Below are 26,031 nucleotides of genomic sequence, written 5' to 3'. Positions count from 1 at the left end.
TTATCCTTTGCTGATCGTCCGCCTGGCGAGCAGTTGCAGGCCCCGGATCGTCAGATCTGTGTCTACGACATCAAATATGCCGGTATGGTCGTCGAACAAGACCGAGAGGCCGCCCGTGGCGACAACCTTGGTCGGACGACCGATTTCGTTCTTCATCCGCGCGATCAGGCCTTCCATCATGGCGACGTAGCCCCAGAAGACACCAATCAGCATCTGGTCTTCGGTGTTCCGGCCAATTACGCTTTTGGTTTCAGGCGCTTCGATGGCGATACGGGGGAGCTTGGCCGTCCGGCCGACCAGCGCATCGAGCGAAAGGTTGATGCCCGGCGCGATGATCCCGCCCTTGTAGGCGCCATTATAGTCGACCACCTCGAATTTGGTCGCGGTGCCGAAATCGACCACGATCATGTCGCCGCCGATCATCTCGTGCGCCGCGATGCAATTGAGCGCGCGGTCCGCACCCAGCGTGCTGGGCAGATCGACGTCGATCTCGAAACCCCACCCGGCCTCGCCATGGCCCGCGACGATCGGGGTGATGCCGAAGTATTTTTCGCACAGTACGGTCAGATTGTGATCCGCGCGCGGGACCACCGAGCCGAAGATGATGTGCGTGATGTCTTCCCGCGCCACGCCCTCGATCCCGAGAAGCTGGAACAGCCACACCGCATATTCGTCGCCCGTACGGCGCCCATCGGTGGAGATGCGCCAGCGCGCGCGCAATTCTTCGCCATCGAAGAGTGCGAAGACGAGATTGGTGTTTCCTACATCGATCGCGAGAAGCATTGCTGGGTTCCTCTAACGCCGGAATCAGGCGAGCATTACGTCGCCGGCGTGAATGACACGCGTGGACCCGTCGGCCAAGCGCAGTCGCATCGATCCGTCGGGCTCGAGCCCGTCGAACTTGCCGCTTACCCTCCCCCCGTCGGGCTCGTGCACGCTGATCGGCGTTCCGCTCGGCATGCTGGCCGCGTTCCAGCTGCGGACCAGCGGTTCGAGCCCGTAGGTCCGCCAGCGTTCAAGCTCGGTTGCGAAATGCGCGGCGAGGCTCTCCGCAAAGGCATCACGATTGGGCGCAGGTCCGAACTCGGTCAGCGCCGCACTTTTGCGGTCGGGCAGTTGCGGGGCAGACACGAGATTGACGCCAACGCCGACCACCACGGCATCGCGCTCGGCTTCCAGCAGGATGCCCGACAGCTTCGCATCGCCGATCAGCAGATCGTTGGGCCACTTGAGCACCAGACGATGCAGCGCGGGCACCAGCGTATGGATCGTATCGAAAAGCGCGACCGCGGTAAGCAGGGACAGCGTGTGCGCGGGCGGCTGGCCGGGATGGATGCGAACGATGGTCGAACCCATGAAGTTGCCGTATCCGTCGTACCATCCACGCCCATGCCTGCCCCGCCCGGCGCTCTGCCGGTCGGCCACCAGCCAGTCGCCTTCGGCCACCGGCTCGCCAGCGCGCAGCGCGTGCAGCAGGTCGGCATTGGTAGAGCCGGTCTCGGGGACTGTGCGGATCAAGGTCGAGCCGTGGCAGCCCGGGTCACACGCCTGCGAACAGGCCTGCCGCGGCGGTATTGGTCATGGTCTCCAGCGCGCCGGTCAGGAACCAGCCCAGCGGGGAGATCAGCACGGTGCATACCACCAGGATCGCCCATTGTGCGGCGCTCCCCGCCTTGGTCGCGCGCCCGACAGGCTCGTCGAAGAACATCACCTTCACGAACTTGAGGTAATAGAACGCGCCGATGACGCTCGCCGCCATGCCGATCACCGCCAGGGGGATCAGCCCGGCGTTCACAACCGCCCAGAACACCGCCAGCTTGGCGAAGAAGCCCATCAGCGGCGGGATGCCCGCAAGGCTGAACATCAGAGCTGCAAGGCACCAGGCAATGCCCGGACGCGTGCTGGAGAGACCGGCAATATCCTCGAAAGTCTCGAGGTTGTCGCCGTCCCCGTTGCGCAGCATCAGCACCGCGGCAAAGCTGCCGAGCGACATCACGACGTAGATCGCGAGGTAGAAGAGCATCGCGCTCGCGCCTTCGGCACTGGCCGCGGCCAGGCCGACCAGGATGAAGCCGACATTGTTGATCGACGAATAGGCCAGCAGGCGCTTGAGGTTGTTCTGACCGATCGCGCCAAGCGCGCCGACCACGATGGAGGCTAGCGCGGCGAAGATCACCACCTGCCGCCATGCATCGGGCTGCGAACCGAAGGCATCGAGCGCGACGCGCGCGGTCAGCACGATGGCCGCCACCTTTGGCGCGGTGGCGAAGAAGGTCGTCACCGGCGTGGGCGCACCCTCGTACACGTCGGGCGTCCACATGTGGAACGGCACGGCGCTGATCTTGAAGGCAAGGCCTGCCAGCACGAAGATCAGGCCGAACAGCGCCCCGGTCGAGAGGCCGGTTTCCTGCGCGATGCGGATTCCGTCGAAGCTGGTGGTCCCGGTGAAGCCGTAGGTCAGGCTCATCCCGTAAAGCAGGATGCCGCTGGCAAGCGCGCCGAGCACGAAATACTTGAGGCCTGCTTCGGCCGAACGGCTGTCGTTGCGCAAGAAGCTGGCGAGGACGTACGCGGCGAGGCTGTTGAGTTCTAGGCCGATATACAGCGTGATCAGGTCTGTCGCGGAGACCATGATGCTCATGCCCACCGTCGCGAACAGGACCAGCACGGGGTATTCGGGCTTCATCGCCTTGCGATGGTCGAAGAAACCGGGTGCGATCATCAGGCACCCGATCGCCGCGATATACATCAGCAGCTTGGCAAAGCCCGCGAAGGCATCGGCGCTCAGGAGGCCGCCGAAGGCCACTGCGGCTGCACCGCTCGAACCCTCGGCGAGGGTCGAGGCAGCAAATGCGCCAGCCCCGCCCAGCGCGACCGCCGCCAGGATCGAGACGAGACGGCTCGCCTTGTCGCCCGCGAAGGCGGAAACCAGCAGCAGCGCCAGCGCCGCACCGGTCAGCACCAGTTCGGGCACGATGTGGCCAAAGGAATTCGCGTAGTCCATCAATGTTCGCTCTCGGTCCCGGCGGAACCGCCGTGTTCGCCTTCACCGCCACCATGATCGCCCGCGACGTAATTGGCGGCATGCTCGCGCGGCTCGCCCGCAACCGGCATGGCATCGCCCTGCGGCGCGGCGCGCGCGATACGCGCCTCTACTGCGGCGATGTCACTGCGCATGGGGGCAAGGAAGCTTTCGGGATAGACGCCCATCCACAGCACGGCTGCAGCGACGGGCGTCAGCATCAGCCATTCGCGCGCATTCAGATCGGGCATCGCGGCGGCGTCCGCGTTCTTCTGTTCGCCGAAGACCACGCGGCGGTAAAGGTACAGCATGTAACCCGCGCCCAGAATGATGCCCGTGGTCAGCACGAAGGTGGTGGTGCTGGAAATCTGGTACACGCCTGCAAGGCTGATGAACTCGGCCACGAAGCCGCTGGTGCCGGGCAGACCGATGCTCGCCATGGTGAACAGCAGGAAGAACAGCGCGTAGCGCGGCATGTTGGTGGCCAGGCCGCCGTAGCGGGCGATCTCACGCGTGTGCAGCCGGTCGTAGATCACGCCCACGCACAGGAACAGCGCGCCCGAGACGAGCCCGTGGCTCAGCATCATCACCATCGCGCCTTCGAGACCCTGGAAGTTGAAGGCGAACAGGCCGGCCGTCACGATCGCCATATGCGCGACCGAAGAGTAGGCGATCAGCTTCTTCATGTCCTGCTGGACCAGCGCGATCAGGCTGGTGATGACCACCGCAGCCATGCTGAGGCCGAAGACCAGCCAGACGAACTGGGCAGATGCCTCGGGGAACATGGGCAGGCTGAAGCGGATGAAGCCATAGCCGCCCAGCTTCAGCAGAACGCCCGCCAGGATCACCGAACCGGCGGTCGGCGCCTGCACGTGGGCGGCGGGCAGCCAGGTGTGGACCGGCCACATGGGCATCTTCACCGCGAAGCTGGCGAAGAAGGCCAGCCACAGCCATGTCTGCGCTTCCGGCGCGAAATCGTACTGCAGCAGCACGGGGATCGAGCTGGTGCCCGCCTCGCCGATCATCCACAGCATCGCGATCAGCATCACGACCGAGCCGAGCAGCGTGTAGAGGAAGAACTTGAAGCTGGCGTAGATCCGGTCGCTGCCGCCCCAGATACCGATGATCAGATACATCGGGATCAGGCCGGCTTCGAAGAAGATGTAGAACAGCAGGATATCCTGCGCGGCGAACACGCCGATCATCAGCAGTTCCATGACCAGGAACGCGGCCATGTATTCGCCCACGCGCTTGGTCACGCTGGTCCAGCTGGCAAGGATGCAGATCGGCATCAGGAAGACGCTGAGCATGATGAGCATCAGCGCGATCCCGTCGATCCCAAGAGCATACTGGAAGCCCGCGAACAGGTCCGCACGCTCGGTAAACTGCCACTGGGCGCCGCCGATATCGAAGTTCATCCACAGGGCGATACCCAGCACCAGGTCGATCAGCGTGGCGATCAACGCGATCCAGCGCGCGTTCGTGGCGTTCGACATCATGCACAGCACCGCGCCGACCAGCGGAACGAGCAGCATCAGCGAGAGAATGGGAAGGCCCTCCATCACAGCAGCACCCAGGTAATGGCCGCGACCACGCCGAGCAGCATGATCAGCGCATAGGTGTTCAGCATGCCGGACTGGAAGCGCTTGGCCCCAGCTGCACCCTGCTTGACCACCCATGCCGCGCCGTCAGGCCCGAAGCGATCGATCACGCCGATGTCCAGCTGCTTCCAGAACACGCGGCCGAACCAGAAGGCGGGCTTCACGAAAAGGAAGTTGTACAGCTCGTCGAAGTACCACTTGTTGAGGAAGAAACGGTAGATCGGGCCGAGCTGGTGCGCCGCCTCCTGCGGGACCTTCGGATTGCGGATATAGGCGTACCATGCGGTCAGCAGGCCAAGCAGCATGGCCCCGGTAGCGGTCAGCTTCACCCACAGCGGCACGCCGTGGATCGCGTGGACCAGATCGTAGTTGAAGAAGATCGAACCACCCCAGAACTCTTCCGAGTCCACGAAGGGCTCGTAGTAGACGAAGCCGGCAAACACCGCGCCGATGCTCAGCACGATCAGCGGCACCAGCATGACCCAGGGCGCCTCGTGCGGATGATAGCCGGCGGTACCGTCGTCTTCGTGCGTGGAAGGCACGTGGTGCGCAACCGCCTCGCCGGAATCCTCCTGCGCGGCCGGGTTATGCTCGTCCGGCTCGTCGTGCCCGTGATGGACGGCGTGTTGGATATGCTCGCTGTCCGCCCAGCGCGGCTTGCCCCAGAAGGTCAGGAACATGAGCCGCCAGCTGTAGAAGCTCGTCAGCAGCGCCGCGACGGCACCCGCCCAGAAGGCGAAGGTGGCCGCGCTGGTACCGCGCGCGAAGGCGGCCTCCAGGATCGCATCCTTCGAATAGAAGCCTGCGAAGCCGAACACGCCCAGCACGCCCACGCCGGTAATCGCGAGAGTACCCGCCATCATCGCCCAGAAGGTGATCGGGATATGCTTCCGCAGCGCACCGTAATAGCGCATGTCCTGCTCGTGATGCATCGCGTGGATGACCGCGCCGGCACCAAGGAACAGCAGCGCCTTGAAGAACGCATGCGTGAAGAGGTGGAACATGGCAACGCCATAAGCACCCACGCCCGCGGCGAAGAACATGTAGCCCAGCTGCGAGCAGGTGGAATAGGCGATCACCCGCTTGATGTCCCATTGCGTGGTGCCGATGGTCGCCGCGAACAGCGCGGTCATACCGCCGATGACGGTCACGAACGTGAGCGCGACGGGCGCGGTTTCGAACATGGGCGACAGGCGGCAGACCATGAACACGCCTGCCGTCACCATCGTGGCGGCGTGGATCAGCGCGGAGACGGGCGTCGGGCCCTCCATCGCGTCGGGCAGCCAGGTGTGCAGGCCCAGCTGCGCGGATTTGCCCATCGCGCCGATGAACAGGAGGATACACAGGATATCCATCGTCATCAGGCGCATGCCCATGAAGGTGATGGAGCTGCCGCTCATCGCCGGCGCCATGTCGAGGATTTCGGGGATCGACACGGTGCCGAACACCAGGAAGGTGCCGAAGATGCCGAGCATGAAGCCGAGGTCGCCCACACGGTTGACCACGAAGGCCTTGATCGCGGCGGCGTTGGCGCTGGGCTTCTTGTACCAGAAACCGATCAGCAGGTAGCTGGCGAGGCCCACGCCTTCCCAACCGAAGAACATCTGTACCAGGTTATCCGCCGTCACCAGCATCAGCATGGCGAAGGTGAACAGGCTGAGATAGGCGAAGAAGCGCTGCTGGTCCGGGTCTTCGTTCATGTACCCCCACGAGTACAGGTGCACGAGCGCGGAGACGCTGGTGATGACGACCAGCATCACCGCCGTCAGCGTATCGATCCGCAGAGCCCAGTCGAACGCCAGATCACCGGAAGTGATCCACTGCAGCACGGTGACGACCTGCGCCTCCGCCGTGCCGCCCAGGAAGCCGAGAAAGATCGGCCAGCTGAGCGCGCAGGAGACGAACAGGGCCCCGGTGGTGAGCACCTTGGCCGGCGTCTTGCCGATTGCGCCGCCGAACAGGCCCGCAATGATGGCAGCCGCGAGCGGCAGGAAAACGATGAGGAGAATGGAAGACTGCACGGGTGGTTCAGCCCTTCATCCGGTTCACGTCGTCGACCGCGATGGTGCCGCGATCACGGAAGAATATGACAAGGATCGCAAGGCCCACGGCCGCTTCGCCCGCAGCGACGGCCAGCACGAACATTGCGAAGATCTGCCCGGTCAGATCGCCGAGGAAGGCGCTGAACGCGACGAGGTTGATGTTCACCGCCAGCAGGATCAGCTCGATCGCCATCAGGATGACGATCACGTTCTTGCGGTTGAGGAAGATGCCCAGCACGCCGAGCACGAACAGGATCGCGCTGACGATGATGTAATGCTCGATCCCGATCACAGTTCGACCCCCTCGCCCACTGTGGGCTGCTTCATCTGCGTCGCTTCCTTCGGGTTGCGGCGTACCTGCTTGGTGATGTTCTGGTGGCCGCGCGTGGTCTTGAGATCGCGGTGGGTCAGCACGATCGCGCCGATCATCGCCACCAGCAGGATCAGGCCCGCCACTTCGAAGACGAAGATGTACTTGGAATAGAGCAGCGCACCGACATTCTCGATATTGCTGTTGGCCATGCTCGGCGCATTCTCGCCGCTGGCCGTACCCAGCTCCAGCGCGCCTGCATTCAGCGCGCCGATGCCCAGCACCAGCTCCGCCAGCAGCACCAGCGCAATCGCGATGCCCAGCGGGAAGTTCTTGATGAAGCCCGCGCGCATTTCCGCCATGTCCACGTCCAGCATCATCACGACGAACAGGAACAGCACCGCGACCGCGCCGACGTATACGACGACCAGCAGCATCGCGATGAATTCCGCACCCAGCAGGACCATCAGCCCCGCCGCGTTGAAGAAGGCGAGGATCAGCCACAGGACCGAATGCACAGGATTGCGGCTCATGATCGTCAGCACGGCGCTGGCGATCACGAGAAACGCGAAGAGGTAGAAGGCGATGGCCTGGATCATGGCTTTTTAAGGATGCCCCGAACGTGGTCTGTGGCGCGCCTAGCGGTAGGGCGCGTCGGCTTCAAGGTTGGCTGCGATGGCGCGTTCCCATTTGTCACCATTGGCGAGCAATTTGGCCTTGTCGTACAGCAATTCCTCGCGGGTTTCCGTCGAATATTCGAAGTTCGGCCCCTCGACGATGGCATCCACCGGGCACGCTTCCTGGCAGAAACCGCAATAGATGCACTTGGTCATGTCGATGTCGTAACGCGTGGTGCGGCGCGAACCGTCGGCACGCGGCTCCGACTCGATGGTGATCGCCTGCGCCGGGCACACCGCCTCGCACAGCTTGCACGCGATGCAGCGCTCTTCCCCGTTGGGATAGCGGCGCAGCGCATGCTCGCCGCGGAAACGCGGAGAGATCGGGTTCTTCTCGTACGGGTAGTTGATCGTGACCTTCGGCTTGAAGAGATACTTCAAGGTCAGCGCGTGGGCCTTCACGAACTCGTAGAGGGTGAAGGCCTTGATGGTCTGGGCGATGCTCATGCGTCTGTATCCTCGCGAGCAATGGTGCTGATGGTGCAGGAGGCGGGAACGGCCGTCACCTCGCCCGAAGGCAGCACGCCGGTAACCGCTGCTCTAGCGGTGGCCGCCGCCATGTCGACTTCGGAAATCTCGAATTCGATCGTCGCTTCGTCGCTCTTCATCTCGATGTAGAGCGAGTTGGGCATATCATCGAAAACCTGGGAGATACGCGCGGACGACGACAAGATCTCGCCATCGCCGGTCACGCTATACAGCGTCAGCACATTGCCCATGTAGTTTGCGGTTTCCGCCTCGTCCGGCGCGAAAACGGAGAAAGTGGCCGTGTCCGCACTGCACTGGAACGTGGTGCCCGCCAGCGCGACAAGACAAAGGGCAATGCTCATCCGTAATGCCCCGTCGCCATAAGGTAGCCGCTGATCACGAACACGAAGATCAGGCTCATCGGCAGGAAGATCTTCCAGCCAAGCCGCATCAGCTGGTCGTAACGGTAGCGCGGCACGGTCGCCATCACCCAGCTGAACATGAAGAAGAAGAACAGCGTCTTCAGGAAGAACCAGATGAAACCGGGCACGTAGTACAGCGGCGCCCAGTCGATCGGGGGCAGCCAGCCACCGAAGAACAGCAGCGTGTTCAGCGCGCACATCAGCAGGATGTTGGCGTACTCGCCCAGCCAGAACAGCGCGAAGGCCATGCTGGAATATTCGGTCTGGTAGCCGGCGACCAGCTCGCTCTCCGCCTCGGTCAGGTCGAACGGCACGCGCTGGGTTTCGGCGAGACTGGAGATGAAGAACACCACCCACATCGGGAACAGCAGCAGGTTGAAGTAGAAGCCGTTCACGATACCCAGGCCGTGGCCACGCTGCGCCTCGACGATCGCGGTCAGGTTGAACGTGCCGGCCCACAGGACGACACAGATCAGGATGAAGCCGATCGAGACTTCGTAGGAAATCATCTGCGCGGCAGCGCGCATGGCGGAGAAGAACGGGTATTTCGAGTTACTCGCCCAGCCCGCCATCACCACGCCGTAAACCGACAGCGAGCTGATCGCGAGGATGTAGAGCAGGCCGACATTGATGTCCGCCAGCACCCAGCCATCGGCGAACGGCACCACCGCCCACGCGGCGAGTGCCACGGTGAAGGTGATGATCGGGGCGATGATGAAGATGCCCTTGTTGGACGCCGAAGGAATGATCGTTTCCTGCAGGAACACCTTGAGACCGTCGGCAAAGCTCTGCAGCAGGCCGAACGGGCCGACCACGTTGGGGCCCTTGCGCAGGTTGATCGCGGCCCAGACCTTGCGGTCGATCAGGATGACGTAGGCCACCGCCAGCATCAGCGGCAGCGCAATCAGCAGGATGCCGACGATCGTGGCGATGAACCACGCCCATTCGTAGTTCATGCCGAGGTTCTGGAAGAATTCGGTCATTCCGCGGCCTCCAGCAGCTCTTCCCCATGGACCAGTTCGGCCGAGCAGCGCTGCATCGTCTCGCTCGCGCGGGCGATGGGATTGGTCAGGTAAGGGTCGGTAATCGGATAGGTGATCGCGCCCTTCGCCTTGGGGGTCTTCTTGCCCTTGGGCAGCTTGCCCAGCGGCGCAAGACCTTCCTCGCCCAGCGCGGGCACGGCTTCGATCATCGCAGACTGAAGCTGTGCAAAGCTGTCGAAACCGACGGTGACGCCAAAGGCATCTGCCAGCGCGCGTAGGATCGTCCAGTCCTCGCGCGCGTCACCGGGAGCGAACACCGCCTTTTCGGCGAACTGCACGCGGCCCTCGGTGTTGACGTAGGTCCCGTCCTTCTCGGCGTAGCTCGCGGCGGGCAGGATGATGTCCGCCGCATGCGCGCCAGCATCGCCGTGGTGGCCGATATATACCTTCAGGCTGTTGTCGAACTTCGAATAGTCGAGCGAATCCGCGCCGAGCGACAGGAGCACGGCGGGCGCGGCGTCGACCACATCCTTGATGCCGCCCTTCTGCGCATAGCCGAGCATCACTGCGCCCATCCGGGCGGCGGCGGTGTGGATGACGTTGAAGCCGTTCCAGGCTTCCTTGCCGTCCGGGCCGTCCACATCGCGCACGAGGTTCCACTCGTTCGCGAGCACCAGTGCCGGGTGCAGCGCATTGGCCGCAAGGCCGCCGGGGCCGACGATGATCGCGGGTCGGGCAGCGTCCTTGAACGCGTCGGCGACATGCGAAGGCAGCTCGTGCAGCAGGCCTGCATCCTCGCCCAGGAATTCGCACGCGAAGGTCGTGTCCCACTCGGGCCCGATCAGGAATATCTTCGCCCCGCGCTTCGCCGCCTTGCGCAGGCGCACGTTGATAAGCGGCGCTTCGTGGCGAATCTGGCTGCCAACGATCAGAATGGCGTCGGCCGTCTCGATCCCCGCCAGCGTCGAATTGAAGGCGATTCCCGCGAGGCTGGAGCAATCATAGTCCAGCCCGGTCTGACGGCCTTCGAGCTTGTCCGAACCCAGTTCGGCGAGCAGGCGCTTGGCCGCAAACATGGTCTCGCAATCGACCAGATCGCCCGCAACTGCGGCGATGGAGCCCTCCCCGCCCTGCTTGGCCGCCTTTACGATGGCGTCGAAGGCGTCCTGCCAGCTGGCCTGTTCCAGCTTGCCCGCACGTTCGCCGCTGACCGCACGCATCCACACGCTGTCGAGCCGGCGCCGCGTGAGGCCATCGACCTGGTAGCGCGCCTTGTCGGACAGCCACTCTTCGTTGACGTCGTCATTGATCCGGGGAAGCGCACGCATGACCTCGCGCCCGCGGCTATCGAGCCGGATGTTCGCACCGACCGCATCGGACACGTCGATGGAGAGCGTCTTCTTCAGCTCCCACGGGCGCGCTTCGAACGAATAGGGACGGCTGGTGAGCGCGCCGACCGGGCACAGGTCGATCACATTGGCGCTCAGCTCGTGCTGCGCTGCCTGCTCCAGATAGGTCGTGATCTGCATGTCTTCGCCGCGATAGAGCGCGCCGATCTCGTCCACGCCCGCGATCTCTTCGGAGAAGCGCACGCAGCGGGTGCAGTGGATGCAGCGGGTCATGATCGTCTTGATCAGCGGGCCCATGTACTTCTCGGTCACCGCGCGCTTGTTCTCGTGATAGCGCGTCGCGCCGCGACCATAATACATCGACTGGTCCTGCAGGTCGCATTCGCCGCCCTGGTCGCAGATCGGGCAGTCGAGCGGGTGGTTTATGAGGAGGAACTCCATCACCCCTTCGCGTGCCGCGCGTACCATTTCGCTGTCGGTACGGATTTCCTGCCCTTCGGTCGCGGGCAGCGCGCAGCTTGCCTGCGGCTTGGGCGGCCCGGGCTTCACCTCGAGCAGGCACATGCGGCAATTGCCCGCGATGCTCAGCCGTTCGTGATAGCAGAAACGCGGGATTTCCTTGCCCGCAAGCTCGCACGCCTGCAGCACGGTCGCGCCTTCGGGCGCGTCGATTTCCTGTCCGTCTACGGTGACTTTAGGCATTATTTCCCACCTGCGCGCATTCTTGTTTGATCAACTCTTGGACACGCTCGCTGTACTCGTTCGCATCGCTGAAGTTCGGTCCGCAGATGAACGCTTTGTGATATCCGATTTGATTGCGTACCGCCGGTTCCCAAGCGACTGACGAGTCTAGGTCAAGGACGCTTTCGGAACGATAGAGAATGTTAGAGACGTACCATTCGTACCGCTCCCCATCCGGGGTCCCCGGCTGAGCGTCCTCGGGACGGCCTAGGCTAAAATGAGGGTAGTCCATTGCCGAATTCATTAAGTCAGACCAGTCCTCGCGGGCCGCGACGATGCTAGCAAGTCGCACGTTCTCTCGCTGTGCGCTCACAGCCAGATAAATGGCAACCAGACTTACAACGAGGGCAAGGATACCAATCCCGACCTGAGCCCATTCGGCTTTTGAGGCGCTTGTTGGCATTATTCCGCCGCCTCCTGCATGGCGTCAGCACGCTCCGTAATCCGCCGCTCCAGCTCGGGGCGGAAATGGCGGATCAGGCCCTGGATCGGCCATGCGGCGGCATCGCCCAGTGCGCAGATCGTGTGGCCTTCCACCTGCTTGGTCACGGTGTGGAGCATGTCGATCTCGTCGATATCCGCGTCACCCGTCTCGAGCCGCTTCATCACGCGCCACATCCAGCCCGTGCCCTCACGGCACGGCGTGCACTGGCCGCAGCTCTCGTGCTTGTAGAAATAGCTGATGCGGCTGATCGCGCGGACGATGTCGGTCGACTTGTCCATCACGATCACGGCTGCGGTGCCGAGGCCCGAGCCCAGTTCCTTCAACCCGTCGAAATCCATCGGGGCGTCCATGATCTGCTCGGCCGGAACCAGCGGAACGGACGAACCGCCCGGGATCACCGCCAGCAGATTGTCCCACCCGCCGCGAATGCCGCCGCAGTGCCGCTCGATCAGTTCGCGGAAGGGAATGCTCATCTCTTCCTCGACCACGCAGGGCTTTTCGACATGCCCGCTGATCTGGAACAGCTTCGTGCCAGAGTTCTTCTCGCGCCCGAAGCCGTCGAACCAGGCAGGCCCGCGCCGCAGGATCGTCGGGACGACCGCGATGCTCTCGACGTTGTTGACCGTGGTCGGGCAGCCATAAAGCCCCGCACCTGCCGGGAACGGCGGCTTGAGGCGCGGCTGGCCCTTCTTGCCTTCAAGGCTCTCGATCAGGGCGGTTTCCTCGCCGCAGATATAGGCGCCCGCGCCGCGATGCAGGAAAACGTCGTAGTCGTAACCCGAACCGCAGGCGTTCTTGCCGATCAGCCCGGCGTCATACGCCTCGTCGATCGCGGCCTGCAGCGCCTCGGCCTCGCGGATATATTCGCCGCGAATGTAGATATAGGCCGCCCGCGCACGCATCGCGAAGCCCGCGACCAGCGCGCCCTCGATCAGCTTGTGCGGATCGTGCCGCATGATCTCGCGGTCCTTGCACGAACCCGGTTCGGATTCGTCGGCATTGATGACGAGGAAGCTTGGGCGGCCGTCCTTCGATTCCTTGGGCATGAAGGACCACTTCATGCCGGTCGGGAAGCCCGCACCGCCGCGCCCGCGCAGGCCGCTGGCCTTCACATCCTCGATGATCGCATCCTGCCCCTTGGCCAGCAGCGCCTTGGTATCGTCCCAGTCGCCACGCGCCTGCGCGGCCTTCAGCCCGGCGGACTGGAAGCCGTAGAGGTTGGTGAAGATGCGGTCCTTATCGGCCAGGCTCATGCCATAACTCCAAACACAACGAAGGCCGCCACGGCGAGGATCGCGAGCAGCGCGAGCGTCTTGAACAGGCCCGAGAAGACCTTCCACGCAATAGCAACGACGATCAGCGCAACGATGACGGTGACGATGCTAAATTCCATCACGCACCCCTTTCGTCAGCGTTATCCGCCCGCTTGCGGCCCAGGAAAATCAGGCCCAACCCCATGAATGGCAGGCCCAGGCCGAAAAAGGCCGGGCCGAGCGTCAGGGCGAAAGACACCGTCAGGGCAATGCCGATCGTCAGGAAAGAGATGCCGAGCGCCCTGTTGTTACCAGACTGGCCGCTCACTGGTCACCCTCTTTCCTGGACCGGGCACCAAAGACACCGAAGCCCCCGAACAGGAAGCCCAGAATGGCCCAGACCACCCAGTCGTCACCCTGAAGGAATTTGGCCACCGCCAGCACGAGGAAGATCACCCCGACGACCGGAAAGCCTTTGTTGACCGCTGCGGACATCACCATTCACCCCGGTAATCGTGGTTTTCGGTGACCATTTCCTTGAGCGTGGTCGGCCCGCCGCTGGGTTCGCTGGTGTGACGGCCCGGCTCCTGCGTGCCCGTCTTGGGCTGTTCGCCCTTGGCCAGCGCGTCGAGCACGGCGTCGAGCCGCTCGGGCGTCAGGTCTTCGTAGTTATCGTCGTTGATCTGGACCATCGGCGCGGTCGCGCAATTGCCCATGCATTCGACTTCGGTGAGCGTCCACAGGCCATCCTCGGACACTTCGCCCTTCTTCATGCCGCGCGCCTTACACGCCGCGATGATGTCGTCGCTGCCGCGCAGCATGCACGGCGTCGTCCCGCACACCTGCACGTGGTACTTACCCACGGGCACGAGGTTGTACATGAAGTAGAACGTCGCGACTTCGAGCACGCGGATCACCGGCATGTCGAGATAGTTCGCGACATACTCGATCACCGGCAGCGGCAGCCAGCCTTGCGTGTCGGTTTCCTCGCCGACCTGGCGCTGGGCGAGATCGAGCAGGGGCATCACCGCCGACTTGCTGCGGCCTTCGGGATAGCGGGCAAGCGCCTTCTTCGCCTTCGCCTCGTACTCGGGCGAGAACGCGAAATTGCCCCACCGCTCGCGCAGTTCGGGCGTGTCGGGTGCGGGTTGACGATCAGCCACGGCGATTTTCCAGAATCGTCGCCCCCGCGAAGGCGGGGGTCCCGCTTTCTTCGAGGGCAATGTAAAAGAGCAGCGGGATCCCCGCCTTCGCGGGGATGACGGTTGAAGCGATATTGATCACCGGTCACACTCCCCGAACACGACGTCGATCGCGCCGAGGATGGCGGTCGCGTCGGGCAGCATGTGGCCCTTGGTCATCATGTCCATCGCCTGCAGGTGCGAGAACGCGGTCGGGCGGATCTTGCAGCGGTAGGGTTTGTTCGACCCGTCGCTGACCAGGTAGACGCCGAACTCGCCCTTGGGGCTCTCGGTCGCCACGTAGACTTCGCCTGCGGGCACGTGGAAGCCTTCGGTGTAGAGCTTGAAGTGGTGGATCAGCGCTTCCATCGACTGCTTCATCTCGCCGCGCTTGGGCGGGGAGACCTTGCGGTCGTCGCTGGCGATCGGGCCCGAAGGCATTTCCGCCAGGCACTGCTTGATGATCTTCGCGCTCTGGTAGACTTCCTGCACGCGGACCATGAAGCGGTCGTAGCAATCCGAATTGGTGCCCACCGGAATTTCGAAATCCATCCGGTCGTAGACGTCGTAGGGCTGCGACTTGCGCAGGTCCCACGGAACGCCCGCGGCGCGGATCAGCGGACCGGAAAAGCCCCACTTAATTGCGTCTTCGCGGCTGACGACGGCGATATCGACGTTGCGCTGCTTGAAGATGCGGTTGTCCATCACGAGGCTCATCGCGTCGCCGAAGAGTTCGGGCACGCGGTTGTCGAGCCATTCGCCAATATCGACCAGCAGCTTCTCCGGCACGTCCTGATGCACGCCGCCGGGGCGGAACCAGGCGCTGTGCATGCGCGCGCCCGAAGCGCGCTCGAAGAAGTTCATGCAGTCTTCACGCAGTTCGAACACCCACAGGTTCGGCGTCATCGCGCCGACATCCATCACGTGCGCGCCGATGTTGAGGAAGTGGTTCGACATGCGCGTCAGCTCGGCGAACAGAACCCGCAGGTACTGCGCGCGGATCGGCACTTCGAGGTTGAGCAGCTTCTCGATCGCCAGGACGTAGGAATGTTCCTGGCACAGCGGCGAACAGTAATCGAGCCGGTCGAAATAGGGCAGCGCCTGCAGGTAGGTCTTGTGCTCGATCAGCTTCTCGGTGCCGCGATGCAGCAGGCCGACATGGGGATCGACGCGCTCGACGATCTCCCCGTCGAGCTCCATCACCATGCGCAGCACGCCGTGCGCCGCAGGGTGCTGCGGCCCGAAATTGATCGTGTAGTTGGTGATTTCGTCGTCGCCGGTGGTGGGCGATTCCTCGATCGTCAGTCCGTGTGCCATCTCGTTTCCTATCCGCAGGCCCATTTGCCGCCGGCGATCTTGCGCTGTTCGCCATTCGCCGCAACGTACAGGTCCGCGGTCCGCAAAGAGTCGTTGCCAGCGGCGGGCACGACGCGAACGGTCACGCCTTCGGCGGTCATGGTCGGGCCGCCATAGACGGCGCCCAGCCCGCCCTCTTCGGCGCTGAGGTTGATCAGCTCTCCCCCGATGCGCACGACGCCCCTGCCCATCACTGCCGTATCGTCCGGCGCGGCGACCAGCAGCATCTCCACCGCATCCTTGCTGAAGGTGCAGCGGCCGTCGCTGGCCCCAAGATCGACCCGGGCGATGTTGCCCAGCTTTTCGAGCTGCAGCGGGTTCGCACCCGCAGGCACTGCCGAGGTGCGCGCTATGGTGCTTTCCGCCGGAGCGACCGTTCCGGTGGGCGCAGGCGCATCGCCGCCCTCGCCCGAACCGACCCGTGCCGCGAAATCGTCACCGCTTTCGGCGGTGTCTTCGCCCTGAGAGCAAGCCGCAAGCAGAACGGCAGCGGAAATCGTAAGCAACGTCCTCATCTCGCCTTCTCCTAGTCCTTGTTCTTCGGCTGGGTCGCCGCAGCCGTATCTTTCGTATCGCCCTTGCGTTCGGGCCGATCCTTGCGATCTTCGGTCGGCTCGGGCGCGGGCGTGCGGTCCTTGCCGGTCTGTTCCTCGGCCGGAGCGGCCGCACTCACCTTCTCGTCGGCCTTCTCGTCGGTCTTTGCCCCGGCCCCGGTTTCCTTCGGGCTGTCGGTCGTCTTCGCTTCGTCGACGGGCGGCGTATCCGCCTTCTCGTCGCCGGGCAGGACGTAGTCCGCGCCTTCCCAGGGGCTGAGGAAATCGAAGCTGCGCAGGTCCTGCGCCAGCTCCACCGGTTCGTACACCACGCGCTGTTCCTCTTCGGAATAGCGCAGTTCGACATAGCCCGTCAGCGGGAAATCCTTGCGGAAGGGATGCCCTTCGAAGCCGTAGTCGGTCAGGATGCGGCGCAGGTCCGCATTGCCCGCGAAGACCACGCCGTAAAGGTCGAACACCTCACGCTCCAGCCAGCCTGCATTGGGCCACAGCGTCGTCACGGTGGGCACCGGCGTCGCTTCGGCTGCCGTCACCTTCACGATGATGCGGCTGTTCTTCGTGAGGCTTAGCAGCATGTAGACGACTTCGAACCGCTCCGCGCGGCTCGGGTAATCCACTCCGGCGATCTCCATGAGCTGCTGGTAACCATGCTCGTCGCGCAGCAGCCGCAGCGCATCCTCGATGGAATCGCGATGCACGGTGAGCAGCAGCTCGCCGTGTTCTTCCCGGACATCGACCAGCATCGCGCCTAGCGCTCCGGCCAGCGTATCCTTCAGCCCGTCGATACGGGTGAATTTCGGGGCGGAGTGGAGAACGCTCATCGTTCGACCGTCCCGCTGCGACGGATCTTCCGCTGCAGCTGCATCACGCCGTAGAGCAGCGCTTCGGCGGTCGGGGGGCAGCCGGGCACGTAGATATCGACCGGCACGATCCGGTCGCAGCCGCGCACCACGGAATAGCTGTAGTGATAGTAGCCGCCGCCATTCGCGCAGGAACCCATGGAGATGACGTACTTGGGGTTCGACATCTGGTCGTAGACCTTGCGCAGGGCAGGCGCCATCTTGTTGCACAGCGTGCCGGCGACGATCATCACGTCGCTCTGGCGCGGGCTTGCGCGCGGGGCGACGCCGAAACGCTCCATGTCGTAGCGCGGCATGTTGACGTGGATCATCTCCACCGCACAGCAGGCGAGACCGAAGGTCATCCACCACAGGCTGCCGGTGCGCGCCCACTGGAAGATCTCTTCCGTCGACGTGACGAGGAAACCCTTGTCGTTCACCTCTGTCTGGAGCGCGTTGAAATAGTCCTGGTCGGGTGCACGCACCTCGCCCGGCTGCGCGGTCGGCTGCAGGCGCGGGTCGCGGCCCGCGGGGGTGATCGTCTGGTTCTGGCTCATCTCAAATCCAATCGGGCATGCCGCAGCCGGGAACTACTCCCACTCCAGCGCGCCCTTTTTCCATTCGTATGTCAGGCCGATCGCAAGAATGCCGAGGAAGGTCATCATCGCCCCCCAGCCAATCCAGCCCGTATCGTCCAGGCTCACCGCCCAGGGGAACAGGAACGCAGCTTCCAGATCGAAGATGATGAAGCTGATCGCAACCAGATAGAAGCGCACGTCGAACTGGCTGCGCGGTTCCTCGAAGGCGGGAAAGCCGCACTCGTATTCGCTCACCTTCTCTGCCGTCGGATTGTGCGTGCCCGTGAGGCGGCTGACGCCCATCGGCAGGAACACGAAGATGCACGAAATCGCCAGCGCGACGCCGAGGAACAGGAGGATGGGAAGATATTGCTCGAGATCGATCACGTCGTTTTCCGGAAGTCTGGCTCTCAGCGCTCGCCTCTAGGCCGGGCACTGCCCGCGCGCAAGGGAGCGAATCGTGCATTTCCTGCGCATTCCCTTGCCTTTTTTTCGTTCAGTCGAGCGGCAGGCGCCGGATTTGCGTGGGCTGGGGCGGTTTACCCTCGACGGGCTGGCCCTTGTCATACCGATCCCACTGGCCGGTGGCGACGTAGACCAGCGCATTGTCGGCAATGCTCCCGCCAAGCGGTTCGGTCCAGTCCGGGTGCGCCTGTTCGAGCACCCGGGCAGCGACGATGCGCGTGCCGTCGCCGGACAGGGTGAAGGCCACGATCCGCATGGGCGAGGCGCCGTTCTGCATCGCAATCAGTTCGCTCCCGGAGCGCCAGAGCCCGTCGATCCCGTCGAGCAGCACCGGAACATCGCTTTCGAGCCGTGCCACGCGCCCGGTGGCAAGGTCGATCATCGCAAGGCCATAGCGGTAGTCGCTCAGATAGAGGCGCGCGCCGTCCTCGCTCACGGCCAGCCCCTGTGGCGAACGGAAGGTGCCGGGCTGCACGAGGACCGTCAGATCCTCCGCCCATACGCCCTTGGTATAGACGCCTCCGCTGAGAGGATCGCTGGCATAGACCGTGCCGTCAGGACCCATCGCCAGGTCGGAAACGCGCACACCTTCCGGTGCGGTCGCATAAAGCCGCGCGTCGAGCGGGCCGAGCCCGATCAGGCCGGAGAACCGCGTCTCGTCCTGCTCCGAACCGTCGATATTCGATGAAGCGATCCAGCCAATGTTGTGGGTTTCGTCCTGAAGGATGCCCGAAAGATCATCCGCCAGCGCAAGGTCCGCGCGCCGCCAGTCGCCCGCTTCGCGTATCCAGAGTGCCTGCCGGGTCACGGAGGTGGCAATCAGTGTGTCGCCGGCCGGGGCCGCGAACACGCTTTCGATCAGGCCCGCCTCAGCGGGAACGGCCGCGATCACCTCGCTCGCCTCGACGGGTTCTGCCTCGGGTAGAAGCAGCGCGCGGGCTGCCGCGGCACGGCTTTCGCCCACAAGTTGCGGGATCTGCGCCTGCGCCGCTGCGCTGAAGACGTGGCCGCGCGCTTTCAGCCAGGCGAGCGTCTCGAGCGCTGCATCCAGCTGCCCTGCCCCAAGCTGCGCATTGAGCAGCCGCAAGCGGACCGATCCGCTGTCCGGGAAGTCCCGCGCGAGTTGCTCGATCCCCTCGATATCGGCGATCTTCCCGATTTCGGCATCGACCGCGCGCCACTCGGCCATCTCCCCGCCTTCTGGAGAATCGGCGTACGCAGCTACCGGAATGCTGGCCAGCGCCAACGCGGCGGCGAGCGCGGCCGGGCGCACTACTTCATCTCTCGGGCGATCGCCTTTTTTGCCGCATCGCCATAGGGCGGCTTCAGCCCTGCCAGCTTCGCAATGTCGATCTTGGACTGCTGATAGGTGCTGCGCGCGTGGCTGAATTCGCGGAAGCCCTCGGGCCCGTGATAGCAGCCGATCCCCGAGGGGCCGACGCCGCCGAAGGGCATGTCGTCCACCGAGATGTGGAAGATCACGTCGTTGACCGTGACGCCGCCGGAAATCGTGCGGTCCAGCACCTGCTCGCGCTCCTTGCTGTCGGACCCGAAATAATAGAGCCCCAGAGGACGGTCGTGATCGTTGATATAGTCGATCGCCTCGTCCACCGCCTTGTAGGTCTTCACCGGCAGGACCGGCCCGAAGATTTCCTCCTGCATCGCCTTCATGTCGTCGGTGACGCCCCGCAGAATGGTCAGCGGCATCTTGCGGGTGTTGGCGCTGGCAAAGCTCTCGTTCGCAGGATTCACCTCGATCGCCTCTGCGCCCTTGGCCTTTGCATCTTCCACCAGCCCCTTGAGCCGTTCGAAGTGCTTGTCCGAGATGATCGCGGTGTAATCCTCGTTGTCGAGCAGACTGGGATACATCTCGTGCACGCCCAGCTGCACGGCGGCGATGACGCCTTCTTCCTGATCCTCCGGCACCAGCAGGTAATCGGGGGCGAGGCAGATTTGCCCCGCATTCAGCATCTTGCCCAGCGCGATCCGCTCTCCGGCTCGGGTCAGATCGGCGCCCTTGCCGATGATCGTCGGGCTCTTGCCGCCCAGTTCCAGCGTTACGGGCACCAGGTTCTTCGCCGCCGCTTCCATCACCTTGCGGCCCGTTTCGGTGGATCCGGTAAACACAAGGTGGTCGAAGGGCAGAGAGGAGAACGCCTGCGCCACATCCGGCCCGCCGGTGACAACGGCCACTTCGTCTTCCGCGAAAACGTCCGATACAAGCTCGCGCATCCGCTCGCTGGTGGCGGGGGTGAACTCGCTCGGCTTGATCATCGCGCGGTTGCCCGCCGCGAGCACCTGCATCAGCGGCCCGAAGCTGAGGTTTACCGGGAAATTCCACGGGCTCATAATCCCGACCACGCCCTTGGGTTCGTAGCGGACTTCTGCCTTGGCGCCCATCAGGCCGAGCGGGAAGCGGACCGAGCGCTTGTCCGGTGCGGCCCAGTGATCGAGGTTCTTGAGGCAATATTTCCCGAAACCGATCGTGCTGACGATATCCGTCATCATCGACCCTTCGAAGCTGCGGCTGCCGAAATCGGAATTCATCGCCTCGGCCAGCGATTCGCCGTGTTCGGAGAGGATGGACATCGCCCGCTTGATCCGGTCCCGACGGACCGAGAGCGCTTCGGGCCGGGCCGCGGTAAAGGCCCTGCGCTGGGTTTCCAGAATGCGCTCAAGGGTCTGGGTGGCGGTGTCGGTCATCTCTCGGCTCTCCGATTGTGTTTCTTGGCACGGGTATTACATCGAACGCGAAATCCGCCAAAGCGTTGCGACAGCAGAAAGGCACGAACGTACCAATGCCCCAGTTTTCCGAAGCCGATCCGATCGTCATTCTCTCCTATGCCCGCACCCCGATGGGCGCGATGCAGGGGGCGCTGGCAGACGCCACCGCGACCGATCTCGGTGCCACGGCGGTAAAGGCCGCCGTCGACCGCTCCGGCGTTGCACCCGATCAGTTCGACCGGACCTACATGGGCTGCGTGCTGCCCGCAGGCCTCGGCCAGGCGCCGGCGCGGCAGGCATCGATCAAGGCAGGCCTGCCCAAGTCGGTTCAGGCCACCACGGTGAACAAGGTCTGCGGCTCCGGCATGCAGACCGTCATCATGGGCTCCGAAGCGCTGGCCAGCGGCACGGTGAACTACGTGGTCGCGGGCGGCATGGAGAGCATGACCAACGCGCCCTACCTGCTGAAAAAGCACCGCAGCGGCGCCCGGCTGGGCCACGACACCGCCTATGACCACATGTTCCTCGACGGGCTGGAAGACGCCTACGAGGAAGGCCGCGCGATGGGCACCTTCGCGCAGGACACCGCCAACGAATACCAGCTGACGCGCGAGGAGATGGACGACTATTCCATCGAATCGCTGCGCCGCGCCAATGCAGCGATCGAAAGCGGTGCGTTCGATGGCGAAGTCGTCCCGGTGACCATCGTGACGCGCAAGGGCGAAACCACGGTCGAGCATGACGAGGCACCCGGCAAGGGCAAGCCGGACAAGATCCCGCAGTTGCGCCCCGCCTTCGCCAAGGACGGAACGATCACCGCCGCAACCTCCAGCTCGATCTCGGATGGCGCCGCCGCACTGGTCCTCAGCCGCGAGAGTGTCGCCAAGGAAAACGGCCAGACGCCGGTGGCGAAAATCGTCGCCCTCGCCGCTCACGCGCAGGAGCCGAGCAAGTTCACCGTCGCGCCCATCGGCGCGATCGAGAAGGTGCTCGAAAATGCCGGCTGGAGCGCGGACGATGTCGACCTGTGGGAAGTGAACGAGGCGTTCGCCTGCGTTGCGATGTTCGCCATGCGCGACATCGGCATCCCGCACGACAAGATCAACGTGAACGGCGGCGGCACCGCGCTGGGTCACCCCATTGGCGCAAGCGGCGCGCGGATCATCGTGACGCTGCTCAATGCGCTGAAGGAACAGGGCAAGAAAAAGGGCATCGCCTCACTGTGCATCGGCGGCGGCGAAGCCACGGCCGTCGCGGTCGAGATGATGTGATTTTGGCGCCGCGGGCGGGCCTCAGGGCTCGCCCGCGCCCCACAGGCGGTTCGCCTCGACAAAGCCGGCGCGTTTGCCGACCGAGAATTCGCACCAGTTCGCTTCGCAGTCGCCCAGCTTGCCGACCACGCCCGGTTCCAGCTTCCATTTGAGCGCTGAGCCTACCTTTGCGCCCTCGCGCATGTCCGCCAGGCCTTCGCCGATCACGATGGCCCCGCGCGTGCGACTGAGCAGGCGGGCCGCGATCCAGCCCTTGTCACCTGCCGGGTCCTCCACCAAGCGCCAGCCCTCGCGCACGCGCAGCACCTTCACCGGCAGGCCCTTGCGCTTGTACACCCAGTCGATCCGGTATTCCTGACTGGGGCCCACGCGCATGTTCGCCTCCGTCACGTCGACCGTGGCCCAGTAGGGCAGATCGCTGTTCTGCCCCCCGGCGGGTGTGGCACCGAGCAGGGCAACCCCTGCGGCGAGCATGGCGGCGCGTTTCAGCATCGCCGGGCAGAATACTGCACGCCCTGCCCCACTGGCAAGAAGCACGGTCGCTTGACCGCATTTCCCGCAGGCGCCAAGCATGGCGGCAATGTCCAGCCAGTCCGATCAATCCACCCGCCGCGTAGAGGGCAAGCCCCGCGTAATCGTCACCCGCGCACTTACTCCCGTCGTGGAGGAGCGCATGGGCGAGCTGTTCGATTGTCGCTTCAACGAAAGCGACGAGCCCATGGACCGCGACGCCCTGATCGCCGCAATGCGCGAATGCGACGTGCTGGTGCCCACCGTCACCGACCGGATCGATGCCGCAATGCTCGACGCAGCAGGTGATCGCATGCGGCTGATCGCCAGCTTCGGCGCGGGCACCGATCATATCGATCTGGCAGCCGCAGCCGCGCGCAAGATCACCGTCACCAACACGCCCAGCGTCTTTACCGAGGATACGGCAGACCTCGCCATGGCGCTGATCATCGGCGTGCCGCGCCGGATGCGCGAGGGCGTGTCGCTGGTCCGCAGCGGCGAATGGAGCGGCTGGGCGCCCACCGCGATGCTGGGCCGCAAGCTGGCCGGAAAGACGCTGGGCATCGTGGGCATGGGCCGGATCGGGCAGGCGGTGGCGCACCGCGCCAAGGCCTTCGGCCTCGATCTGGTCTATCACAACCGCAAGCGACTGCCCGAAGCGGTGGAGCGGATGTTCGGCGCAAGCTATGTCGAAAGCCTCGACGATCTGCTGGCGCAGACCGACATCCTGACCCTGCACTGCCCCTCCAACCCCGAAAGCCATCACATGATCGACGCGCAGGCGATCGCGCGGATGAAGCCGGATGCCTGCCTCATCAACACCGCCCGCGGCGATCTGGTGGACCAGGACGCGCTGGTGGAGGCGCTGGAAAGCGGGCATCTCGCGGGCGCGGGGCTGGACGTCTATCCCGAGGAGCCCAAGGTCGATCCGCGCCTGCTGGCCCATCCCAACGTGATGACCCTGCCCCACATCGGCAGCGCCACGGCGGAAGGGCGTGCGGCCTCGGGCGAGAAGGTAATTGCCAATATCCGCTTCTGGGCCGACGGCCATCGCCCGCCCGATCAGGTGCTCGACGCGCTGATCTGACCCGCCATCGGTTCGGCCATCCGATTTACGTCTTGTAGGGATAGTCCGGCTAAGGGGCTTGTCCGGCGCGCGCGGATACTCTCATTCTCGCGCTACCCATTCCCGGAGGACCTTCGCGCGATGACCAGATTCGTTTCGGCACTCCTGCTCGCGGCTCTTATCGCCGCCCCCGCCTCCGCGCAGGACATTGGCGCGATCGTGGCGAACGATACTGGCGATACGGCCTGGATACTCACCGCCAGCGCGCTGGTCCTGCTGATGACCCTGCCCGGCCTCGCGCTGTTCTACGGCGGGCTCGTGCGGTCCAGGAACTTCCTTTCGGTCGCACTGCAGACCGGCGCGGTGGCCAGCATCGTCTCGGTGCTGTGGATCGTGGTCGGCTATACATTCGCGTTCGGGGACGTCTCCAGCGGCTGGGTCGGCAACGGACGCGCGTGGATGCTGATAGAGCTGACCAACGTGCGGCTGGGCACGACCATCCCCGAAAGCACCTTCGTGCTGTTCCAGATGACCTTCGCCATCATCGCCCCCGCGCTGATGATCGGTGCCTGGGTGGATCGCGCCCGGTTTTCCTGGGTCGTCGTCTTCTGCGCCTTGTGGAGCCTGGTGGTCTACGCGCCCGTCGCGCACTGGATCTGGGGCGGCGGCTGGCTGGCGAGCTCCGGAACGCTCGATTTCGCGGGAGGTCTGGTTGTCCATACCACCGCCGGGGTCTCGGCCCTGGTGGTCGCGGTGATGATGGGGGCGCGGCGCGGCTTTCCCGACAAGCCGATGCTGCCGCATGCGCCGGGCCTTACCATGGTTGGCGCCGCTTTGCTGTGGGTCGGCTGGTTCGGCTTCAACGGCGGGTCCGCCCTTGCCGCGACCGACGATGCCTCCACGGCGATCATCAACACCCACGTCGCCGCGAGCACGGCGGCGCTGGTGTGGCTGCTGATAGAGCGAATCGGCTTCGGCAAGACGACCATGGTCGGCTGGGCCACGGGCGCCATCGCCGGCCTCGCCACGATCACACCGGCCGCAGCCTTCATCTCGCCCGGAGCCGCAATCCTGTTCGGCGCGCTGGCTGCCGTGGTCTGCTACTTCGCGGTTCTCCAGATCAGGAAATGGGGCATTGACGATTCGCTCGATGTGTTCGCGGTCCACGGCGTGGGCGGCATTATGGGCTCGCTTCTGCTCGGCCTGTTCGTATCCTCCGCGCTGGGCGGGGTCGGCTACGCTCAGGGCATGACGCCGGGCGCGCAGCTGGGCGCACAGGCGCTGGGCGTGGGCGTGGTCGCGCTGTGGAGCGCGGTGATGACCGCCATTCTGGCGCTGGGCATCGGGATCATCGCTCCGATGCGGGTGCGCAAGAAGGACGAGATCGAAGGGCTCGACATCACCAGCCATGGCGAGCGTGCCTGGCATCTGGGCGACTAGCCGATTTCGCGCATTTCCTCGTTCAAAATCGTGAGGACGCGCTGAACCGAGGCGCGGCTGGCGGAAAATTCGAAGTGCCTCTCCGGCACCTCGATCGCGCGGTCGCATTCGCCCTCCTCGCCCCGCGAACACGCAGGCGCGATGACGCCATCATGCGGAGACCAGATCGCAATCGTACGGACCGGCGGCTTCTGCCGAGGATCGTCCGGCAGCGGCGGGTTGTCCACCTTGTGATCGTTGATCGCCTCGTAGAGCCGCCACGCATTGTTCGCCCGCCTGTCGCCCGAGAACGGCGTGCCAAGCGTCATCACCAGCGCCACCTTTTCCGGGTGGCGCTGGGCGAGCACGCGGGCGTAGAGCCCGCCAAGGCTGATACCGATCAGGACGACCTTCTGCCCGGTCTGCGCATGAACCTCGTCCAGGCGCGCTTCGGCCCGGTCGAAGAAGGCCTGCGTTATCCCCGTGACCATCATGCCGAGCCGGGCGGGAAACGCGTCATAGCCCGCAGCGTTCAGCGTGCGGCGCATGAGCGAGGTTGCGCCGTCGTTCGACATGATGCCCGGCAGGACAAGGACCGGCGCCCGGTCCTTGTCCGGCGAGATCTCACCTGCATCGGCAGGCAGTCGCACACGCCGGATCGGGCTGGACCAGATCTTCGGCAGATTGGGAAGCTCGCGCAGCCAGGTGCCGAAAGACGGTGCCAGATGATCGTCTCTCGGTTCGGGCATCGCGCC

The 26,031-nt window shown here is 64.4% G+C and carries 28 protein-coding genes and 1 pseudogene; 3 read left to right on the top strand and 26 right to left on the bottom strand.

All coding sequences use genetic code 11. The features are described from left to right. The 24 genes and pseudogenes from ADAD_RS0110105 to ADAD_RS0109985 form a co-directional block, all read right to left on the bottom strand. Complete coding sequence (locus ADAD_RS0110105; RefSeq protein ID WP_010413373.1) at positions 1-783, bottom strand: type III pantothenate kinase; 783 nt, start codon at positions 781-783, stop codon at positions 1-3. A gap of 24 nt (positions 784-807) precedes the next feature. Then, positions 808-1,518: a biotin--[acetyl-CoA-carboxylase] ligase gene (locus tag ADAD_RS0110100; RefSeq protein WP_010413370.1), complete on the bottom strand. Its 711-nt coding sequence runs from the start codon at positions 1,516-1,518 to the stop codon at positions 808-810. Positions 1,519-1,540: 22 nt separating this feature from the next. Then, positions 1,541-3,004: an NADH-quinone oxidoreductase subunit NuoN gene (nuoN, locus tag ADAD_RS0110095; RefSeq protein ID WP_010413369.1), complete on the bottom strand. Its 1,464-nt coding sequence runs from the start codon at positions 3,002-3,004 to the stop codon at positions 1,541-1,543. After that, a complete protein-coding gene (locus ADAD_RS0110090; RefSeq protein ID WP_010413367.1) occupies positions 3,004-4,584 on the bottom strand; it encodes an NADH-quinone oxidoreductase subunit M in 1,581 nt (526 codons plus the stop codon). The genes nuoN and ADAD_RS0110090 overlap by 1 nt, the downstream gene beginning before the upstream one ends. Further along, entirely contained in the window at positions 4,584-6,644 is a 2,061-nt protein-coding gene (gene nuoL / locus ADAD_RS0110085; RefSeq protein ID WP_010413365.1) for an NADH-quinone oxidoreductase subunit L, read from the bottom strand. Before nuoL ends, ADAD_RS0110090 begins: the two co-directional genes overlap by 1 nt. Positions 6,645-6,651: 7 nt before the next feature. Next, complete coding sequence (gene nuoK, locus ADAD_RS0110080) at positions 6,652-6,957, bottom strand: NADH-quinone oxidoreductase subunit NuoK (RefSeq protein ID WP_010413363.1); 306 nt, start codon at positions 6,955-6,957, stop codon at positions 6,652-6,654. After that, the gene (locus ADAD_RS0110075) at positions 6,954-7,574 is read right to left on the bottom strand and encodes an NADH-quinone oxidoreductase subunit J (protein ID WP_010413361.1); all 621 of its coding nucleotides are present in this window, start codon (positions 7,572-7,574) and stop codon (positions 6,954-6,956) included. Before ADAD_RS0110075 ends, nuoK begins: the two co-directional genes overlap by 4 nt. A 39-nt stretch (positions 7,575-7,613) precedes the next feature. Continuing rightward, positions 7,614-8,099 carry an NADH-quinone oxidoreductase subunit NuoI gene (nuoI, locus tag ADAD_RS0110070; RefSeq protein ID WP_010237569.1) on the bottom strand — a complete coding sequence of 162 codons (486 nt, stop codon included), beginning with the start codon at positions 8,097-8,099 and terminating at the stop codon, positions 7,614-7,616. Continuing rightward, positions 8,096-8,482 carry a hypothetical protein gene (locus tag ADAD_RS0110065; protein WP_010413360.1) on the bottom strand — a complete coding sequence of 129 codons (387 nt, stop codon included), beginning with the start codon at positions 8,480-8,482 and terminating at the stop codon, positions 8,096-8,098. The genes nuoI and ADAD_RS0110065 overlap by 4 nt, the downstream gene beginning before the upstream one ends. Further along, complete coding sequence (nuoH, locus tag ADAD_RS0110060; protein WP_010413357.1) at positions 8,479-9,525, bottom strand: NADH-quinone oxidoreductase subunit NuoH; 1,047 nt, start codon at positions 9,523-9,525, stop codon at positions 8,479-8,481. The genes ADAD_RS0110065 and nuoH overlap by 4 nt, the downstream gene beginning before the upstream one ends. Continuing rightward, positions 9,522-11,576 carry an NADH-quinone oxidoreductase subunit NuoG gene (gene nuoG / locus ADAD_RS0110055; RefSeq protein ID WP_010413356.1) on the bottom strand — a complete coding sequence of 685 codons (2,055 nt, stop codon included), beginning with the start codon at positions 11,574-11,576 and terminating at the stop codon, positions 9,522-9,524. Before nuoG ends, nuoH begins: the two co-directional genes overlap by 4 nt. Further along, the gene (locus tag ADAD_RS16995) at positions 11,569-12,018 is read right to left on the bottom strand and encodes a hypothetical protein (protein WP_010413355.1); all 450 of its coding nucleotides are present in this window, start codon (positions 12,016-12,018) and stop codon (positions 11,569-11,571) included. Before ADAD_RS16995 ends, nuoG begins: the two co-directional genes overlap by 8 nt. Further along, positions 12,018-13,313 (bottom strand): NADH-quinone oxidoreductase subunit NuoF, encoded by a 1,296-nt coding sequence (gene nuoF, locus ADAD_RS0110045; protein WP_010413354.1) that lies wholly within the window; start codon positions 13,311-13,313, stop codon positions 12,018-12,020. Before nuoF ends, ADAD_RS16995 begins: the two co-directional genes overlap by 1 nt. Beyond that, on the bottom strand, positions 13,310-13,453 hold the full coding sequence (locus ADAD_RS17125) for a hypothetical protein (RefSeq protein ID WP_010413353.1): 144 nt from the start codon (positions 13,451-13,453) through the stop codon (positions 13,310-13,312). Before ADAD_RS17125 ends, nuoF begins: the two co-directional genes overlap by 4 nt. Further along, the gene (locus tag ADAD_RS0110035; protein ID WP_010413352.1) at positions 13,453-13,641 is read right to left on the bottom strand and encodes a hypothetical protein; all 189 of its coding nucleotides are present in this window, start codon (positions 13,639-13,641) and stop codon (positions 13,453-13,455) included. The genes ADAD_RS17125 and ADAD_RS0110035 overlap by 1 nt, the downstream gene beginning before the upstream one ends. Then, the gene (locus ADAD_RS16990; protein ID WP_010413351.1) at positions 13,638-13,814 is read right to left on the bottom strand and encodes a hypothetical protein; all 177 of its coding nucleotides are present in this window, start codon (positions 13,812-13,814) and stop codon (positions 13,638-13,640) included. Before ADAD_RS16990 ends, ADAD_RS0110035 begins: the two co-directional genes overlap by 4 nt. After that, complete coding sequence (gene nuoE, locus ADAD_RS0110025) at positions 13,808-14,476, bottom strand: NADH-quinone oxidoreductase subunit NuoE (RefSeq protein ID WP_010413350.1); 669 nt, start codon at positions 14,474-14,476, stop codon at positions 13,808-13,810. The genes ADAD_RS16990 and nuoE overlap by 7 nt, the downstream gene beginning before the upstream one ends. A 117-nt stretch (positions 14,477-14,593) precedes the next feature. Beyond that, positions 14,594-15,811 (bottom strand): NADH-quinone oxidoreductase subunit D, encoded by a 1,218-nt coding sequence (locus ADAD_RS0110015; protein ID WP_029140057.1) that lies wholly within the window; start codon positions 15,809-15,811, stop codon positions 14,594-14,596. 8 nt (positions 15,812-15,819) lie between these two features. Continuing rightward, on the bottom strand, positions 15,820-16,365 hold the full coding sequence (locus ADAD_RS15830) for a hypothetical protein (RefSeq protein ID WP_010413347.1): 546 nt from the start codon (positions 16,363-16,365) through the stop codon (positions 15,820-15,822). Between the two features lie 11 nt (positions 16,366-16,376). After that, the gene (locus tag ADAD_RS0110005) at positions 16,377-17,225 is read right to left on the bottom strand and encodes an NADH-quinone oxidoreductase subunit C (protein WP_010413346.1); all 849 of its coding nucleotides are present in this window, start codon (positions 17,223-17,225) and stop codon (positions 16,377-16,379) included. Then, on the bottom strand, positions 17,222-17,800 hold the full coding sequence (locus ADAD_RS0110000; RefSeq protein ID WP_010413345.1) for a NuoB/complex I 20 kDa subunit family protein: 579 nt from the start codon (positions 17,798-17,800) through the stop codon (positions 17,222-17,224). The genes ADAD_RS0110005 and ADAD_RS0110000 overlap by 4 nt, the downstream gene beginning before the upstream one ends. A gap of 33 nt (positions 17,801-17,833) precedes the next feature. Next, positions 17,834-18,208 (bottom strand): NADH-quinone oxidoreductase subunit A, encoded by a 375-nt coding sequence (gene ndhC, locus ADAD_RS0109995; protein WP_010413344.1) that lies wholly within the window; start codon positions 18,206-18,208, stop codon positions 17,834-17,836. A 109-nt stretch (positions 18,209-18,317) separates the two neighbouring features. Then, entirely contained in the window at positions 18,318-19,475 is a 1,158-nt protein-coding gene (locus tag ADAD_RS0109990; RefSeq protein ID WP_237700809.1) for a hypothetical protein, read from the bottom strand. An 83-nt stretch (positions 19,476-19,558) separates the two neighbouring features. Beyond that, a pseudogene (locus ADAD_RS0109985) lies at positions 19,559-21,010 on the bottom strand (coniferyl aldehyde dehydrogenase); the annotation flags it as partial. 74 nt (positions 21,011-21,084) lie between these two features. Between ADAD_RS0109985 and ADAD_RS0109980 the strand changes: the two are divergent. Next, complete coding sequence (locus tag ADAD_RS0109980; RefSeq protein ID WP_010413341.1) at positions 21,085-22,281, top strand: acetyl-CoA C-acyltransferase; 1,197 nt, start codon at positions 21,085-21,087, stop codon at positions 22,279-22,281. Between the two features lie 21 nt (positions 22,282-22,302). Here ADAD_RS0109980 and ADAD_RS0109975 read toward each other — a convergent pair whose 3' ends face one another. After that, positions 22,303-22,773 (bottom strand): SH3 domain-containing protein, encoded by a 471-nt coding sequence (locus tag ADAD_RS0109975; protein ID WP_010413340.1) that lies wholly within the window; start codon positions 22,771-22,773, stop codon positions 22,303-22,305. Between the two features lie 79 nt (positions 22,774-22,852). On the opposite strand from ADAD_RS0109975, the gene ADAD_RS0109970 reads away from it, so the two are divergent. Continuing rightward, on the top strand, positions 22,853-23,878 hold the full coding sequence (locus tag ADAD_RS0109970; RefSeq protein ID WP_010413339.1) for a 2-hydroxyacid dehydrogenase: 1,026 nt from the start codon (positions 22,853-22,855) through the stop codon (positions 23,876-23,878). Positions 23,879-23,998: 120 nt separating this feature from the next. Beyond that, positions 23,999-25,297 carry an ammonium transporter gene (locus ADAD_RS0109965; RefSeq protein ID WP_010413338.1) on the top strand — a complete coding sequence of 433 codons (1,299 nt, stop codon included), beginning with the start codon at positions 23,999-24,001 and terminating at the stop codon, positions 25,295-25,297. On the opposite strand, the gene ADAD_RS0109960 is transcribed toward ADAD_RS0109965, so the two are convergent. Further along, complete coding sequence (locus tag ADAD_RS0109960; protein WP_010413337.1) at positions 25,294-26,025, bottom strand: lipase family alpha/beta hydrolase; 732 nt, start codon at positions 26,023-26,025, stop codon at positions 25,294-25,296. The two genes, ADAD_RS0109965 and ADAD_RS0109960, sit on opposite strands and share 4 nt — an antisense overlap. Positions 26,026-26,031 lie beyond the last annotated feature (6 nt).

This window comes from Citromicrobium sp. JLT1363 (assembly GCF_000186705.1).
GTDB lineage: Bacteria > Pseudomonadota > Alphaproteobacteria > Sphingomonadales > Sphingomonadaceae > Alteriqipengyuania.
This window is presented reverse-complemented; position numbering and strand designations above follow the sequence as displayed.

What these genes read in the sequence shown, in the direction of transcription:
- ADAD_RS0110105 (WP_010413373.1), bottom strand. Translation starts at nt 783, where the DNA reads ATGCTTCTCGCGATCGATGTAGGAAACACCAATCTCGTCTTCGCACTC.
- nuoN (WP_010413369.1), bottom strand. Translation starts at nt 3,004, where the DNA reads ATGGACTACGCGAATTCCTTTGGCCACATCGTGCCCGAACTGGTGCTG.
- ADAD_RS0110090 (WP_010413367.1), bottom strand. Translation starts at nt 4,584, where the DNA reads ATGGAGGGCCTTCCCATTCTCTCGCTGATGCTGCTCGTTCCGCTGGTC.
- ADAD_RS0110075 (WP_010413361.1), bottom strand. Translation starts at nt 7,574, where the DNA reads ATGATCCAGGCCATCGCCTTCTACCTCTTCGCGTTTCTCGTGATCGCC.
- nuoI (WP_010237569.1), bottom strand. Translation starts at nt 8,099, where the DNA reads ATGAGCATCGCCCAGACCATCAAGGCCTTCACCCTCTACGAGTTCGTG.
- ADAD_RS0110065 (WP_010413360.1), bottom strand. Translation starts at nt 8,482, where the DNA reads ATGAGCATTGCCCTTTGTCTTGTCGCGCTGGCGGGCACCACGTTCCAG.
- nuoH (WP_010413357.1), bottom strand. Translation starts at nt 9,525, where the DNA reads ATGACCGAATTCTTCCAGAACCTCGGCATGAACTACGAATGGGCGTGG.
- nuoG (WP_010413356.1), bottom strand. Translation starts at nt 11,576, where the DNA reads ATGCCTAAAGTCACCGTAGACGGACAGGAAATCGACGCGCCCGAAGGC.
- ADAD_RS16995 (WP_010413355.1), bottom strand. Translation starts at nt 12,018, where the DNA reads ATGCCAACAAGCGCCTCAAAAGCCGAATGGGCTCAGGTCGGGATTGGT.
- nuoF (WP_010413354.1), bottom strand. Translation starts at nt 13,313, where the DNA reads ATGAGCCTGGCCGATAAGGACCGCATCTTCACCAACCTCTACGGCTTC.
- ADAD_RS17125 (WP_010413353.1), bottom strand. Translation starts at nt 13,453, where the DNA reads ATGGAATTTAGCATCGTCACCGTCATCGTTGCGCTGATCGTCGTTGCT.
- ADAD_RS16990 (WP_010413351.1), bottom strand. Translation starts at nt 13,814, where the DNA reads ATGGTGATGTCCGCAGCGGTCAACAAAGGCTTTCCGGTCGTCGGGGTG.
- ADAD_RS0110015 (WP_029140057.1), bottom strand. Translation starts at nt 15,811, where the DNA reads ATGGCACACGGACTGACGATCGAGGAATCGCCCACCACCGGCGACGAC.
- ADAD_RS15830 (WP_010413347.1), bottom strand. Translation starts at nt 16,365, where the DNA reads ATGAGGACGTTGCTTACGATTTCCGCTGCCGTTCTGCTTGCGGCTTGC.
- ADAD_RS0110005 (WP_010413346.1), bottom strand. Translation starts at nt 17,225, where the DNA reads ATGAGCGTTCTCCACTCCGCCCCGAAATTCACCCGTATCGACGGGCTG.
- ADAD_RS0110000 (WP_010413345.1), bottom strand. Translation starts at nt 17,800, where the DNA reads ATGAGCCAGAACCAGACGATCACCCCCGCGGGCCGCGACCCGCGCCTG.
- ADAD_RS0109990 (WP_237700809.1), bottom strand. Translation starts at nt 19,475, where the DNA reads ATGGCCGAGTGGCGCGCGGTCGATGCCGAAATCGGGAAGATCGCCGAT.
- ADAD_RS0109980 (WP_010413341.1), top strand. Translation starts at nt 21,085, where the DNA reads ATGCCCCAGTTTTCCGAAGCCGATCCGATCGTCATTCTCTCCTATGCC.
- ADAD_RS0109975 (WP_010413340.1), bottom strand. Translation starts at nt 22,773, where the DNA reads ATGCTGAAACGCGCCGCCATGCTCGCCGCAGGGGTTGCCCTGCTCGGT.
- ADAD_RS0109970 (WP_010413339.1), top strand. Translation starts at nt 22,853, where the DNA reads ATGGCGGCAATGTCCAGCCAGTCCGATCAATCCACCCGCCGCGTAGAG.
- ADAD_RS0109965 (WP_010413338.1), top strand. Translation starts at nt 23,999, where the DNA reads ATGACCAGATTCGTTTCGGCACTCCTGCTCGCGGCTCTTATCGCCGCC.
- ADAD_RS0109960 (WP_010413337.1), bottom strand. Translation starts at nt 26,025, where the DNA reads ATGCCCGAACCGAGAGACGATCATCTGGCACCGTCTTTCGGCACCTGG.